This window comes from Neorhizobium phenanthreniclasticum, from assembly GCF_040066075.1.
GTDB classification, from domain to species: Bacteria; Pseudomonadota; Alphaproteobacteria; order Rhizobiales; family Rhizobiaceae; genus Neorhizobium; species Neorhizobium petrolearium.
The window spans coordinates 102,338-116,722 of the sequence record NZ_JBEAAL010000012.1; the positions used below are offsets into that span (position 1 = coordinate 102,338).

13 protein-coding genes are annotated in these 14,385 nt (G+C 60.8%); 10 read left to right on the forward strand and 3 right to left on the reverse strand.

All coding sequences use genetic code 11. The annotated features are described in order from the left end of the window. Position 1: 1 nt before the first annotated feature. The 10 genes from ABK249_RS17150 to ABK249_RS17195 all read left to right on the forward strand — a co-directional run bounded on the left by ABK249_RS17150 (position 2) and on the right by ABK249_RS17195 (position 10,672). Positions 2–1,807: an ABC transporter ATP-binding protein gene (locus ABK249_RS17150; RefSeq protein WP_348863451.1), complete on the forward strand. Its 1,806-nt coding sequence runs from the start codon at positions 2–4 to the stop codon at positions 1,805–1,807. Positions 1,808–2,230: 423 nt separating this feature from the next. Next, positions 2,231–2,989 carry an IclR family transcriptional regulator gene (locus ABK249_RS17155; RefSeq protein ID WP_341871465.1) on the forward strand — a complete coding sequence of 253 codons (759 nt, stop codon included), beginning with the start codon at positions 2,231–2,233 and terminating at the stop codon, positions 2,987–2,989. Between the two features lie 5 nt (positions 2,990–2,994). Then, complete coding sequence (locus ABK249_RS17160; RefSeq protein ID WP_348863452.1) at positions 2,995–4,704, forward strand: hypothetical protein; 1,710 nt, start codon at positions 2,995–2,997, stop codon at positions 4,702–4,704. Next, complete coding sequence (locus tag ABK249_RS17165; RefSeq protein ID WP_348863453.1) at positions 4,701–5,423, forward strand: hypothetical protein; 723 nt, start codon at positions 4,701–4,703, stop codon at positions 5,421–5,423. The genes ABK249_RS17160 and ABK249_RS17165 overlap by 4 nt, the downstream gene beginning before the upstream one ends. Next, entirely contained in the window at positions 5,420–6,391 is a 972-nt protein-coding gene (locus ABK249_RS17170; RefSeq protein ID WP_348863454.1) for a membrane dipeptidase, read from the forward strand. Before ABK249_RS17165 ends, ABK249_RS17170 begins: the two co-directional genes overlap by 4 nt. Before the next feature lie 17 nt (positions 6,392–6,408). Further along, positions 6,409–7,449: an ABC transporter substrate-binding protein gene (locus tag ABK249_RS17175; RefSeq protein ID WP_210051729.1), complete on the forward strand. Its 1,041-nt coding sequence runs from the start codon at positions 6,409–6,411 to the stop codon at positions 7,447–7,449. 95 nt (positions 7,450–7,544) lie between these two features. After that, positions 7,545–8,393 (forward strand): ABC transporter permease, encoded by an 849-nt coding sequence (locus ABK249_RS17180; RefSeq protein ID WP_348863455.1) that lies wholly within the window; start codon positions 7,545–7,547, stop codon positions 8,391–8,393. 6 nt (positions 8,394–8,399) lie between these two features. Beyond that, positions 8,400–9,203, forward strand: a complete 804-nt coding sequence (locus ABK249_RS17185; protein WP_037145748.1) for an ABC transporter permease — start codon at positions 8,400–8,402, stop codon at positions 9,201–9,203. Positions 9,204–9,218: 15 nt separating this feature from the next. Next, the gene (locus tag ABK249_RS17190; RefSeq protein ID WP_037145750.1) at positions 9,219–10,283 is read left to right on the forward strand and encodes an ABC transporter ATP-binding protein; all 1,065 of its coding nucleotides are present in this window, start codon (positions 9,219–9,221) and stop codon (positions 10,281–10,283) included. Positions 10,284–10,291: 8 nt separating this feature from the next. Beyond that, entirely contained in the window at positions 10,292–10,672 is a 381-nt protein-coding gene (locus ABK249_RS17195; RefSeq protein WP_037145753.1) for a RidA family protein, read from the forward strand. On the opposite strand, the gene ABK249_RS17200 is transcribed toward ABK249_RS17195, so the two are convergent. From ABK249_RS17200 to ABK249_RS17210, 3 genes are all read right to left on the reverse strand, one after another. Next, on the reverse strand, positions 10,673–12,226 hold the full coding sequence (locus ABK249_RS17200) for an acetolactate synthase large subunit (RefSeq protein ID WP_037145755.1): 1,554 nt from the start codon (positions 12,224–12,226) through the stop codon (positions 10,673–10,675). A 50-nt stretch (positions 12,227–12,276) separates the two neighbouring features. Then, positions 12,277–13,584 carry a 4-aminobutyrate--2-oxoglutarate transaminase gene (gene gabT, locus ABK249_RS17205; protein ID WP_037145757.1) on the reverse strand — a complete coding sequence of 436 codons (1,308 nt, stop codon included), beginning with the start codon at positions 13,582–13,584 and terminating at the stop codon, positions 12,277–12,279. Positions 13,585–13,658: 74 nt separating this feature from the next. Further along, positions 13,659–14,246: a cupin domain-containing protein gene (locus ABK249_RS17210; RefSeq protein ID WP_037145759.1), complete on the reverse strand. Its 588-nt coding sequence runs from the start codon at positions 14,244–14,246 to the stop codon at positions 13,659–13,661. Positions 14,247–14,385: the final 139 nt, after the last annotated feature.

Here is a 14,385-nt window from a genome sequence, read left to right on the forward strand (position 1 = left end):
CATGTCCAATCCCATACTTTCGATTTCCAACCTCAATACCTCGTTCCGCGTCGGCGGCGAATGGCGAAACGTCGTGCGTGACGTCAGCTTCGATATCGGTCCGAGGGAGACCGTTGCCGTTGTCGGCGAGTCGGGCTCGGGTAAGAGCGTTACGGCCATGTCGATCATGCGACTTCTGCCGCCTGGCAATTCGCGCGTGACCGGCAGGATCGACTTCGAGGGGAGAAACTTGCTCGACCTGCCGCTCGATGAGATGCAGTCGATTCGCGGCAACCGCATCGGCATGATTTTCCAAGAACCGATGACGAGCCTCAATCCGGTGTTGAAGATCGGTCAGCAGATCACCGAGGTTCTCGTTCAGCATCGCGGCATGTCCCGCGGCCAAGCTGAAGCCGAAGCGGTTCGGCTTCTCGAGAAGGTCCGTATTCCATCGGCGAAATCTCGCCTCAACGAATATCCGATGAACTTTTCCGGCGGCATGCGGCAGCGCGTGGTCATCGCGATCGCGCTCGCCTGCGATCCGAAGCTGCTGATCGCCGACGAGCCGACGACGGCGCTCGACGTCACCATCCAGGCGCAGATTCTCGAGCTCATCAAGACGTTGCAGGAAGAGGAGGGCATGTCGGTCCTCTTCATCACCCACGACATGGGCGTGGTTGCGGAAATCTCCGACCGCACCGTGGTCATGTATCGCGGCGATGCGGTGGAGACGGGGACGACGCAGGAGATTTTTGCGGGCGCCAAGCATCCTTATACGCGGGCGCTCCTTTCTGCCGTGCCGCAGCTTGGTTCGATGACAGGTCTCGATCGGCCACTGCGCTTCCCGCAGGTCGACATGGCGAGCGGCGAGATCCAGCCTGTCAAGCCGACGGCAGATACGGTGAAGCGCAATGCGGCTCCGATCCTGAAAGTCGACAACCTGGTGACGCGCTTCGACATCAAGAAGGGTTTCCTGCGCAAGACAGTCGGCCGAATTCATGCCGTCGAGGGCGTTTCCCTGCAAGTGCGGCAGGGTGAGACGTTGTCGCTGGTGGGTGAGTCCGGCTGCGGCAAGTCCACGACGGGCCGCTCGATCATCCGGCTGACGGATGCAAAGTCCGGCACGATCGAGATCGACGGCAAGAACGTGCTGGGCGCAGGCAAGTCGCAACTGGCGGACATCCGCCGGGAGGCACAGATGATCTTTCAGGATCCGTTCGAAAGCCTCAATCCGCGTATCCGTGTTGGTGATGCGATTGCAGAGCCTATCGTCACGCATGGGCTTGCCAATGCCACCGAGGCGAAGGAGCGGGTGGGCGAGTTGCTCGAACGCGTCGGGCTTTCAGCCTCGATGGCGGACCGTTTCCCGCATGAATTCTCCGGTGGCCAGCGCCAGCGCGTCTGCATCGCCCGCGCACTTGCCCTCGAACCCAAGCTGATCATCGCCGACGAATCCGTTTCGGCTCTCGATGTGTCGGTCAAGGCGCAGGTCATCAACCTGATGCTCGACCTGCAGGAGAAATACGGCCTCGGCTATCTCTTCATCAGCCACGACATGGCAGTGGTGGAACGGATCAGCCATCGCGTCGCGGTTATGTATCTCGGCGAGATCGTCGAAATCGGCCCACGGCAAGCCGTCTTCGAAAATCCGCAGCACGATTACACGAAGCGCCTGATGGCAGCCGTACCGATCGCCGACCCCGCTCGCCGGCAGACGCGACGGATCTCGAACGACGAAATCAGGAGCCCGTTCCGCGCGGCCGACTACGTGCCGCCGCAGCGCCGCTACCTGGAAGCGGGCGACGGCCATCTCTTCCTGGTTGCATAATAGAAGCGCATTCGGTGACGCGCCTGAAAGATCAGGCGGGAATCTCGACCTCGACATCGGTTGGAGCGGCGGCTTCACCTTTGCCGCCTTTTCCCGGAAATTTCTACCGGCCGTTCTGTGCTGGTGGGTTTTCGCGCAGGGTTTTCGCGTGTTGCCTCAGCCTCGCCAGGCTGGTTGTCGAGGGTGGCAAGACGGAGTCGGGCCTTCATCACCAGGGATGCTTACCCGCCCATAATGCTCTTATTGGTTGTTCACTGCGTCGCGTTGCGCCTCAGCACAGTTTGCCTGCGGGTGAAGCTGACGAAAATCAAGAAAAACTTTCCAGATATTTGAATGGCTTAAGGGCTGGAGAGGCCAAAATGCCCCCTCGTCGCTGTCAGGTGCAGTTGACAGCGATCAAATCCGACGTTCAATATATTTGTTATGGATACAGTATATTCAAATAGAATACAAGAGGAAGAGGGCGGCGTCAGACCTCTGTCCACGGTTCTCAAGACGATGGCCGTGCTGGACGCGCTTGCCGCAAGCCCGCGAGGAATGAAGCTGCCGGAGGTTGCTGCGGCCATGGAACTGTCGCGGCCGACGGCCTACCAGCGCCTCCTGACGCTCATCGAGGCCGGCTGGGTCGAGCAGGATCGGGAGATGCGCTACCGGCTCTCCATGCATGCCTGCCGGATTGCTGCTTCGGCCCTGGAGCAGGCCAATCTCGGCACCCGCGTCCAGCCGGTGCTGGAGATGCTGGTTCACCGCGTGAAGGAAACTGCCTCGCTGGCGGTACTCGACCGGGGCCTGCCCTGCATCGTCTCGCGTGTCGAATCCGAAAGCGTGCTGCGGGCGGAGCAGAAGATCGGCACCACGATGTCGCTCGAAGGCTCGGCATCCGGACGCATCCTCACAGCCTTTGCGGATGAGCCGACTCTCGGCCGGTTGCGCGAAAGCGGCGAGCCGCTTGCATCGGGGGAGATTCTCAGCGAGGCGCGCGAGAACGGTTATGCCCTGTCGAGCGGCTACACCCAGAGCGGCGTGACGGCGATCGCGGCGCCGATCTTCGATTTCCAGGGCAGGTGTACGTCGACCATCTCGCTGGTCATGCCCGAAACCCGTTTCGATCTCGAAACCTTCCGGGAGCCGCTCCTCGAAGCGGCGCGCACCATCACAAAAATGCAGCAGGGAGAGCGTTGACGGCGATGACCGTAACTTCTGGACAGGTGGCAGTGCGGCTGCCAAGAGCCAGTCACGAGGTGATGAAAACCTCGCGGCTGGCAGCAATGCAGCCAAGCAGGTTGAGCGGCACGCGGGCCTTCATGAACAAGATGATCCGCGAACGCTGGGATATTTCCAAAATCCGTTTCGATATCGACGGCAATGCCGAAGGCACCGTCGTCTATTCCATCAAGGCGCCGTCACAGGAATTTTCCTTTATCGGCTTTTCCCGTCCGCCGAGCCGCGTTGCCCGCACCGGCCGGATCATCGGCCAGGCCTGGGATATGATGGGAACCCTGATCGAAGGGCCAGCCAGCGAAGCAGAAATTGAGACAGCACGGCGCGAGATACCGAAGCTCTATACTGGCCGCGCCACCGCGAAAACCCTGATCTGGTGCCGGTCGAACCGTTCGATGCGCGTCTTCGATCAGACGCTCGAAGCACTTGCCGAAGGTCGCCAGCCTTCTGTCGCCGACCTTTCCAGGGTCTGCTATCTGATGCGCAATACGGGCCTCGACGGCAACGGCACGTTCGGTACGCGCTCCTTCCCGTCTCTCGGATCCCGGCATGCGCTCGGGGGCGTTCTGGAGGCCCAGCTTCTCACGGCCTACCTGATGCGGGAATTCTCCTGCGATCTCGTCGAGCATCTGGCGGCGAAGAAATCGGAAAAGGCGGTGCGGCTTGATCCGCGGCTCCGCCGCTATATCGGTGTGGGCAATGGCTCGGCGCTGGGATTGATCTTTTTTGTGCACAAGCATCCGCGGTTGATCGATGCCTTCATCCGCGCACGCGAGGAGGCGATCGCCATGGCGCGCGGACTGAAGCTCGAGCCGTCCGATCCGCGCGTGGCAAAGCTCATCGAACTGGTCGGCCAGGCGATTGTCTTCCGTAAGCAGGACCAGATGGTCTACGAGACCTTCGCCTCGAGCGACGAGATCGCCGCCGATCTAGGCAACATGGTGGAAGCACTCGAAGAGTTCCGCCGCAGCGGTACGGTACTTGGCCGAAATGCCGATGTTCCGCTCGATATTCTGGCTTGCGAATTTGAAGCCGAGTCTGTTCCGGAAGCTTATGAGACCTTCCTGTCCTTGCTGATCGAGCTTGTGCCGGAGGAGGCGGATCGTCTGTTGAAAGCGATTCATGCGCCCGATGAACTGAATGTCTCTCCGGCAGAAACCGCAGAAAGCCTCGCTGGTCTCATCCGTGAGGAATATCAGTGGGCTCTCGACATCGATATGTCCCGTCCGGAAGCCTACGGATATGTCTGGTACAAGTCGGAGACCGCCGAGGAGCCGCGCCGCGGGGCACGTGAGGAAGTCCCCGATGCGCTCGATCTTGGCCTCGATGTCTGCGGGGAAATCCAGTCGCTTTGTGCTGATCTCGGCAAGGTCGACGGCCAGCTCAGCATCGCCCGTTTCCTGATGCGGCATCCGCAACACCGTCACATGGTCGCCCGCATACAGAGCCTCAGCGGCCTCGGCTATCACACACCGCATGCAAACATCAATGCTGAGGAATTCGTGCCGATCGATCTCGTTCGGCTGATGAATGTCGGCTTCCACGGCATCGACAAGACCCGAGACTTCCTGAGTCGCAATCTGCGCGGCGTGCTCTATCACGGGGCGCCCACTCCCGACGATCTGCGCTCCGGCTACACCGGCACCTGGTATTATCCGGCGGAACCTGTTCTATGACCTCCTCGCATTCCAATATTTCGATGCGCGCGATGCCCCGTGAAATGCGGCTGATGTCCGAGCGCATATTCTCGCTCAGCAGCCTGCCCAAGGGCTTCTTCCTCACGGTCGGCGACTTCCCGATGTATTCCCAAAAGCTGGGGCTCGGTGGCTTCGCACTGCTTGAAGAACGTTTCGAGAGCTTCAAGTCCGCCGATCCTGCCCGCATCTCGATCACCTCCGAGGACGGCAATCGCCTCAAGCTCGATGCGGCTGGTGAACACGCGTGGTTCGTCCTTCCGGCGGCAATCGACCTTCTCGGCGAGTTGACGGCTCGCTTCGGTTCGGCGGAGTTGACGGCTGTCAACGTGGCAGACGCCGAGGAACTGGCAACCGCAGCAAGTTTCGGGGGGCGTACCGGTCTTACGATCACCGTTTCCGGCAACGTGCTCAACGCGGCTCCCGCGACTGTCACCGGTGATGTCCGGAAGGATGATCCCCTGCTCTGGGCCCTGCTTGAGGATGGGGTGCTGGTCGAGGCGGATCTCTGGTGGCGCATCTACCACCTGGCCAAACAGGCGCTGGCAACCGACAGCGTCGTTTCCCGACGTCACGCCGGACCGATGATCATCAATGAGGACGGGACGATCATCGGACGCAAGGACAATGACGACGAAACGGATGTCAGCTTCCTGGCATCCAGACTCTCCGAACGTGAAAAGGAAGGCGCTGGATCATGATCATCGACGGTTTGCAATGCGGGCATTTCGATCGCGCCGCCTTTGAAACCCTGCTCGCGGGAACTGTCGGGGGCGTCGTCAACACCTGCGGCTTCTGGGAAGGCGCGATCGAATCCATGGATTCGATCGGCCGCTGGCGCGATCTGGTCCGCGAAAACTCGGATATTGCCGAAATCGCGCTGACGGCGGACGACATCAGCCGGATTTCCGGGGAAGGCAAGCTCGCCATCATCATGGGCTTCCAGAACGCCAACCTCTTCCAGGGCCGCATCCGTTTCGTGGAGATGTTTGCAGAACTCGGCGTGCGCGTCGTTCAGCTCACCTACAACAACCAGAACGAGCTCGGTGGCTCCTGCTACGAGGTGGAAGATTCCGGCCTCGCCCGCTTCGGCAGGGAGGTCATCCGCGAAATGAATGCGGCCGGCATTCTCGTCGACTGCAGCCATGTCGGCGACCGCACGACGCTGGATGCGATCAAGGTTTCCGAAAAGCCGATCGCCGTCACCCATGCCAATGCGCAGTCGTTGTTCTTTCACAAGCGCAACAAATCTGATGACGTCATCAGGGCGCTCAGGGACACCGGCGGAGTGATCGGCTGTGCCGCCTATCGCAACATCACCGGGGATGAATACTGCGCCTCGATCGAGGCCTGGTGCACGATGGTGGCCCGCACGGTCGACATTGCCGGCATCGATTCCGTCGCGATCGGTACCGACAAGAGCCACAATTTTACCGCCCCCGATTATGCCTGGATGCGCAAGGGCCGCTGGACCCGCGGCGAGGACTATGGCGCCAGCGCGGCGGGCAAGCCGCTCAAGGCTGCGCCGCCGGAATGGTTCCAGAAGGTCGAGGACATCAAGGTGATCCCGGATGGTCTGCGTGCCGTCGGCTTCTCGGAAGAGGAGGTCGCCAAGATCACTCACAAGAATTGGCTTCGGCTCTACGAAGCCACCTTCAGAAAACCATAAAAAGAGGAGAACTGATCATGCCCGGAATGAAGACTTTTCTCATGCCAGATCGTCGCAGTTTCCTGAAAACTGCCGCCGCCGCCGTCACCGCCTCGCTTGCCGCGCCCTATATCGTTCGCGCCCAGGAGAAGATCCTCTACGTGAATACCTGGGGTGGCCCCTGGGAAGCGGCGGCCAAGGCAAATCTCATCGATCCGTTCACCGCCGAGACCGGTATTCAGGTAAAGACCGTTTCTCCGGTTTCCTTCGCCAAGCTCGCCCAGCAGGTGAAGACGGGCACCTATGAATTCGACGTCACCACGCTCGGTGGCGGCGAACTCGTTCGCGCCAATCAGGCCGGCATTATCGAGGAGCTTGAGGCGCCTTATGAAGGCGGCCTCTTCGAAAACGGCGTCGCTTCGCACGCTTTCGCGACCGTCATTGCCTGGCGTACCGACAAGTATAAGGAAGCGCCGAAGACCTGGGCCGATTTCTGGAATGTCGAGAAATTCCCTGGCGGCCGTTCGCTGCAACGCTATGCAGCTCGCGTCATTCCGATCGCGCTGCTGGCCGATGGTGTCGCAGTGGAGGATCTTTATCCGCTCGATATCGATCGGGCCTTTAAGTCGCTCGACAAGATCAAGGATCATGTCCGCGTCTGGTGGACGGCCGGCGCCCAGTCGACTCAGATTCTCCGTGACGGCGAGATCGACATGATAGGCATCTGGCATGGCCGTTATTTCGAAGCGGAAAAGGCCGGCGCTCCGGTCGCCATGACGTGGAACCAGGGCGAGATCGAACGCGCCTATTGGGTTGTCGCCAAGGATACGCCAAACCTCGATAACGCCAAGAAGTTCGTGGAATTCGCAACGAGCGCCAAGCCGCTCGCCGGTTTTGCGAAGGCCGCCGATTACGGCGCGCTGAACCCGGCGTCCAACGAGTTCGTCAGCGCCGAAGACGCAAAGCGTATGCCGACCTCGCCAGAGAACTACAAGCTCACCTTCGAGCAGGATATGGCGAATTTCGGTGCCGACCCGGCAGAACTCGCCGAACGTTTTGAAGAGTGGGTTGCGAGCTGATCCGCTCTCTCGGATCAATCTGACCTGCTTGAGCGGCATCGCACGATGACTGTGCGCTGCCGTATCGACCCCGCTTGCCATGAGAAGGAACGGCAATGGGCATGAGCCTTTCAAGACTGACGGAAAAGACGAATATCTGGCCCTGGTTGCTGCTTGCACCGCTCGGTATCTACATGCTCGTCTTCTTCGTCGTGCCGCTCGCCGACGTGGCGATCATGAGCTTTACCGAACCGCGTGTTTCGTTCGCCAATTACCAGAAGGTTCTGACGGGCACGCTTTATCAGCGCGTCTTCGTCAACACCTTCGCGACTGCTGCTTTCGTGACGCTTTGCTGCCTCGCGGTCGGTTATCCGTTGGCCTATCTGATGGCGCATTCCAAGCCGCGCACGGCGATGCTCATCCTGCTTCTTGTGACCATGAGCTTCTGGACGAGCTTCCTGGTGCGCACCTATTCGTGGATGGTGCTGCTTGGCAACAACGGCCCGCTGATCGCCTTCCTGCAGATGATCGGCATCGAGCAACCCCCACAGCTTCTCTTCACCCGTTTTTCCTCGACGCTCGCCATGGTCCACATCCTGGCGCCCTACATGATCATGAACATCTATTCGGTCATGAAGAAGATCGATCCGGCGCTGATCCGCTCGGCAGAAAGCCTCGGTGCCAAAGGCTGGTCGCTCTTCCGGCATGTCTACCTGCCGCTGACGGCACCTGGGATTGCCAATGGATCGGTGCTGGTCTTCGTTATCTGCCTCGGCTTCTACGTCACGCCGGTGCTGCTCGGCAGCCCGCGCGAACAGATGATCGCCGGCCTGATCGGCCATCAGATCGAGGAATTCCTGGCTTTTGGCCTCGGTTCCGCCATGGCGATGGTGCTGCTCGTCGTGACGCTGATCATCCTGACTATCTATCACCGTCGTTTCGGCCTCGACAAACTCTGGGGGTGATCGGTCATGAATACGTTCATGCGTTGGGCAGGCTTCATCGTCGTACTCTTCATTGCAGCACCGTTGGTCATTGTGGTGCCGATGTCCTTATCCAATGCGAGTTCGCTGCAGTTCCCGCCGCCCGGCTACTGGCTCGGCTACTACCGCGCCTATTTCACCGACCCCAATTGGCTCGTGCCCACCTGGAACAGCATTCTCATCGCTACCGCGACGACGATCCTGACCATGGCGCTGGTCGTGCCGGCAACCTTCGCGCTCGTGCGTCATCGCTTTCGCGGCAAAGGTTTCGCCGACCTGATGATGCTGATGCCGATGGCGGTTCCCCATATCGTCATGGCGATCGGGTACTATTCCTATTTCGGGCAGTTGAAGCTGGTCCATACCCATCTCGGCGTCATCCTCGCGCATACCTGCTTGTCTGTGCCGATCGCCTTCCTGGTGCTCTCCGCCAATCTCAAGGGTTTCGACCGCAATCTGGAGCGGGCGGCCCAGAGCCTGGGCGCAAGCCCCACAAGAACCTTTCTCCACATCACGCTGCCGATCCTGCGGCCGGGCCTGATCATCAGCTCGCTCTTCGCCTTCATCCAGTCGTTCGACGAGACCGTGGTGGCGATCTTCATTTCCGGCCGCGACGCGGAGACGCTGCCGCGCAAGATGTTCGACAGCATCCGCCAGGAGGCGGACCCGGTGATTGCAGTCATCTCGACGTTGCTCTTCTTCGTCGTGCTGATCGGTATCGCCGCTCCCTATTTCGTCGGCGCGCTCCGCAGCCGCGTGCCCAAGCCGAGCCGATCCGCCGGCGCACACTGATCCCAAGGATTTCTCATGACGAGCTACCTGCAACTCTCCAACATCACCAAGAGCTACGGGCATTTCACGGCGCTCGACAATGTAAGCCTCTCGGTCGACAAGGGAGAATTCGTGACCTTCCTAGGCCCGAGCGGCTCCGGCAAGACGACGACCTTGATGATCATCGCCGGCTTCGAGAAGGCGAGCGGCGGCGCGGTCGAGATCGGCGGGCAGTCGATCTCGCAACTCGCGCCGCATCAACGCAATATCGGCATAGTCTTCCAGAACTACGCGCTTTTCCCACACAAGACGGCCGTTGAGAACGTGTATTTTCCCCTTCAGATGCGTGGTGTCGGCCGTTCTCAGGGCTTGAAGCGGGCGGAAGACATGCTCTCGCTTGTCGGTCTCAAGGGTTTCGGTCATCGCCACCCGAAGGAACTTTCCGGCGGCCAGCAGCAACGCGTAGCGCTTGCCCGCGCGCTGGTCTTCGAGCCATCGCTGCTCCTGCTCGACGAACCGCTCGGCGCGCTTGACAAGAACCTGCGCGAGCAGATGCAGATCGAGATCAAGCGCATCCAACGCAGCTTGGGCGTGACCACCATTTTCGTCACTCATGATCAGTCGGAAGCCATGTCCATGTCCGACCGCATCGTGGTTTTCGAGAAGGGGCGGATCGAGCAGGCGGCCGCACCCCTCGATATCTATCATCGCCCGCGCACCGCATTCGTCGCCACCTTCATCGGCGAGAGCAACCTCATTCCGGCAACCATCACCAATGCGATGACGAAGACGGCGGACAATCCGACGCTCGGGCCCTTTGATTATGCGGGCAGCGAAGCTCTCTCCGACGGCCAGAACGTGACGCTGCTCATCCGGCCGGAGCATATCAAGCTTTCACGCAATCCGATCGAGGGGCGCAAGAACGTGCGCATGAAGGTCGAAACCATCGTCAACTACGGTGACAACGCGCTCGTTATCGGCCGGGCAGGAGAACTCTCCATGCGGGTGCGTGTGCTTGGCGCGGACGTGGTGATCATCAAGGAAGGCGAGGAATGCTGCATCAGCTGGACGCCCGAAGCTGTCTTCGTCATCACCAAATAGGTAGCCCCATGAACTCGGACTTTTCGTCGATCATCCGGCGTTTCGGCGTCGGCCAGCGCGGCAGCCTCGCCGTCGTCCATCAAGGTACGGGTTATTTTGCCTGCACGCCTCAGGCACCCTATGACGGTTCGCTGAGCATTGCAGAGCAGACGCGGCAGCTTCTCGCCAAGGCAGAAGGCCGGCTGGCGGAAATCGGCAGCGCCAAGGAAGGCCTCATCTTCTGCGCGATCATGCTGGCGGACATGGATGATTATGCCCCCATGAACGAGGTCTGGGACGATTGGGTCTCCGGCATCGCGCCGCCGGCGCGCGCCTGTTTCGAAGCGCGATTGGCGAGCCCGGACCTGAAGGTCGAGATGATCATGGTTTCCGCAGCGAACGCGGCCTGATCAGACGATTGCGGCTTCGATGAGAAACGGTCCTCTACGGCCGAGCGCGGCGGTATAGAGCTTTACGAATTCCTCGACAGTTGTGGCACGGCCGGCTTCAACGCCGAGGCCCTTGGCAAGCGAGCACCAGTCGAGTTTCGGCTGGTCGAGGTCGAGCATCTTGCGGGCATTCACGCCATAGGAATTCACGCCGACATTGGTCATCTCACCCTGCAGGATGCGATAGGCGTTGTTCGCAAAGACGATCGTCACGATGTCGAGTTGCTCGCGCGCCTGGGTCCACAGGCCCTGAACCGTGTACATGCCGCTGCCATCGGCCTGCATCGCCACAACCTTGCGATCCGGCGCGCCGATCGCAGCACCTGCCGCAAGCGGGATGCCGATGCCGATCGAACCGCCGGTGATGGGCAGGTGGTCATGCGGATGAAGGCCGGGCGCGAGTGCGGTATGCTGGCCGATCGAGGTCAGTGCCTCGTCAATGACGATGGCATTTTCCGGCAGGTAGCGAGCAATCGCCAGGCTGACGGCATCCGGTGTTAGAGCACCGTTTGGCACCCGTATCTCGTTCTGACGGAAAGCGTTGCGGGCGAAGTTCGCATTCGGCCTGATGCCGAGCCCATCCGCCAGTTGCTCCAGCGCATCGGCGAGATCGTGCTCATGCTCGGCGAGCTGGATCACCCGGCAGTCCGGTGGCAACGTCGTGCTCGGCTTGCCGGGATAGGCGAAGAAGGTAACGGGGCGAGGCCCGCCGATGCAGATCGCCACCTCGAATTCCTTCAACGCCTCGATCGCCAGCTCGATATTGTAAGGAACGGGCTGTACCAAAACGCGCCCCGCACCGCGTGCGCTTCTGGCCGACGATGTCGAGAAAAGAGCCGCACCGGTTGCCGCCGCAATACGACCGGCGGTCTCGACCGGCTTTTCGCGCAGGGCGTGGCCGGAGAGGATGATCACGGCGCGTTTGCCGCTGCGAAGCGCCGTGACGGAAGCCTTCAACGCTTCCGGTTCGATTGCCGGAGGCTCGGGGATGGCAACGGGAGAAAGCGTTTCCGGCGAAACCTCGCCCCAGGCGGCATCGGCCGGCAGGATCATCGTCGAGACGCCGCGGCGGGTGATCGACGCGGCAAAGCCCTCTTCGGTGCAACGGCGTATATCGTGAGCTCCGCCAGCACGTCCGACCCAATGGGACATCGGCCGTGCCAGGCTTTCGATGTCGCTCGTCAGCGGTGCATCATATTGCAGGTGATAGGATGCATGATCGCCGACGACGTTGAGAATGGGCGTGCGTGCGCGACGAGCGTTGTGAAGGTTGGCAAGACCGTTGGCGAGGCCGGGTCCCAGATGCAGGAGTGTCGCAGCAGGCTTGTCCGCCATGCGAGCGTAGCCATCGGCAGCTCCCGTCACAACGCCTTCCGAAAGACCGAGGACGCAGCGCATGGCGGGCTTGCGGTCGAGCGCCGCGACGAAATGCATCTCCGATGTACCGGGATTGGCGAAACAGACGTCGATGCCGTTTACCAGCAGGACATCACAAAGCATATCGGCGCCGTTCATGCAGTTCCCTCTTTTTCGTCTATACCGGCATCCATTCGCACGGACGCAGCTCAGGCTGCCACTGGAGCGGTCGCATCCGAAAATGCGGCTTCGATCGAAGCTTCGAGAATGTTGAGCCCTTCTTCAAGAACATCCCATTCGATCGTCAGCGGCGGCAGCAAACGGATCACGTTAAGACGCGTTCCGCAAGACAGCAGAATGAGGCCGCGGGCTTCCGCTTCCGCAACAATACGGTTGGTGATCGCCGGGCTGGCCGCCTTGGACTCGCGGTCCTCAACCAGTTCGAATGCCACCATGGCGCCGAGTCCGCGGACTTCGCCGATGCGTTCCATGCCCTGGCGCGATGCGATCGACGTCAACCGCTCCGTGATCCTGCGCCCGACTTCCGCCGCACGCTCGCACAGTTTCTCGCTCTCGATGACGTCAAGCACGGCATTGGCGGCTGCGACGCTCAGCGGATTGCCGGCATAGGTGCCGCCAAGACCGCCGGGATGCGCCGCATTCATGATCTCGGCCTTTCCGGTGACGGCGGAAAGCGGGAAACCGCCGGCTAAGCCCTTCGCCATGGTGACGAGGTCCGGCTTGACGCCGGCATGCTCGAAGCCGAACATTTTTCCCGTGCGCGCCATTCCCGCCTGCACCTCGTCGGCGATCAGCACGATCCCGTATCTATCGGCGATCTCGCGGAGCCGGATGAGGAATTCCTTCGGCGCGATGTTGAAGCCGCCTTCGCCCTGCACCGGCTCGACGATGAACGCCGAGATTCGTTCCGGATCGACGTCTGCGGCGAACAGGCGTTCCAGACCGGCGATCGCATCTTCGGTCGAGAAGCCGAGATAGGGGTTGGGGAAGGGGGCGTGATAGATATCGGCCGGGAAGGGACCGAAATTCTTCTTGTAGGGCATGACCTTGCCGGTCAGCGCCATGCCGAGCATGGTGCGGCCATGGAAGGCGCCCGAGAACGCGATGATGCCGGCACGGCCGGTATAGGCGCGGGCGACCTTCACGGCATTCTCCACCGCTTCGGCGCCGGTCGTGACCAGCATGGTGCGGTTTTCGGCACCCGTCGGCGCGATCGCGTTCAGCCGCTCTGCGAGCCGGACATAACCTTCGTAGGGCGCGACGTGGAAGCAGGTATGGGTGAAGCGTTCGGCCTGTTCGGCGACGGCGCGCATAATGGTCGGGTGACGGTGACCCGTATTGTTGACGGCGATGCCGGCCGCGAAATCGATGAAGCGCCTGCCGTCCACATCCCAAAGTTCGGCGTTCAGTGCCTTCTCCGCGAAGATGGCGCGGGTGCCAACGCCACCTGCCACGGCAGCTTTCTGGCGCGAATGCAGATCTGATGAAACGGTCATCGCAGTGTCCCCTGATGTCGATGATCAAGGTATATCTTTGCTCAATATTTTGAGCAATAGGGCAGCCCTAGGAATTACAGATAAGGTGGAGAGCAGGCGGAGATGACGATCGTGCGGCGATCGGAAAGGTTCCGGAAGCGATGCGGCACGCGGCTGTCGAAGAGATAGGCCTCGCCAGCCTTGAGCACGCGCACGTCGTCCCCGACGGTGACCTCCAATTCGCCCTCGACCACATACCCTCCTTCGGACGAGGCATGCTGCAGCAGCGTGTCGCCGGTATCCGCGTTCGGTTCATAGACTTCGTGGAGAATCTGGAGGTTATGTGTCCGTGCATCGCCGATCTGGCGAAAAACGAGTGTTCCGTCATCGCTGCCGGAAATCGGCGAGGCGGCGATTTTCGAGGTCAGATCAACGAGTTCATGCGCCGAGAAGAACGGGCCTTTCGGAGGGCTGCGCTCCGGTTCGAAAAAATCACCCATGCCGACGCCGAGGCCGTTCAGGATCTTGCGCAATGTCGCAACAGAGGGGCTGACCTTGTTGGTCTCCACGTTCGATATCTGAGCATGAGGCACACCGGCTCGCTCTGCGAGCTGACGCTGGGATAGGCCGGCTGCCAGCCGCATGGCGTTGAGCCGCGCCCCGATATCAAATGTTTGGTCCATCGGCATGATCCAGATTTTATAGCGGCGGTTATGCCAAGGATGGCCCGAAGGATCAACTGGATCATATTTTGAGCGATCACGCGCCGCAAAAGATCGCGTCCGGCTTCGGACCGCCTCGTGAGCGGCCTTAACATCTAAT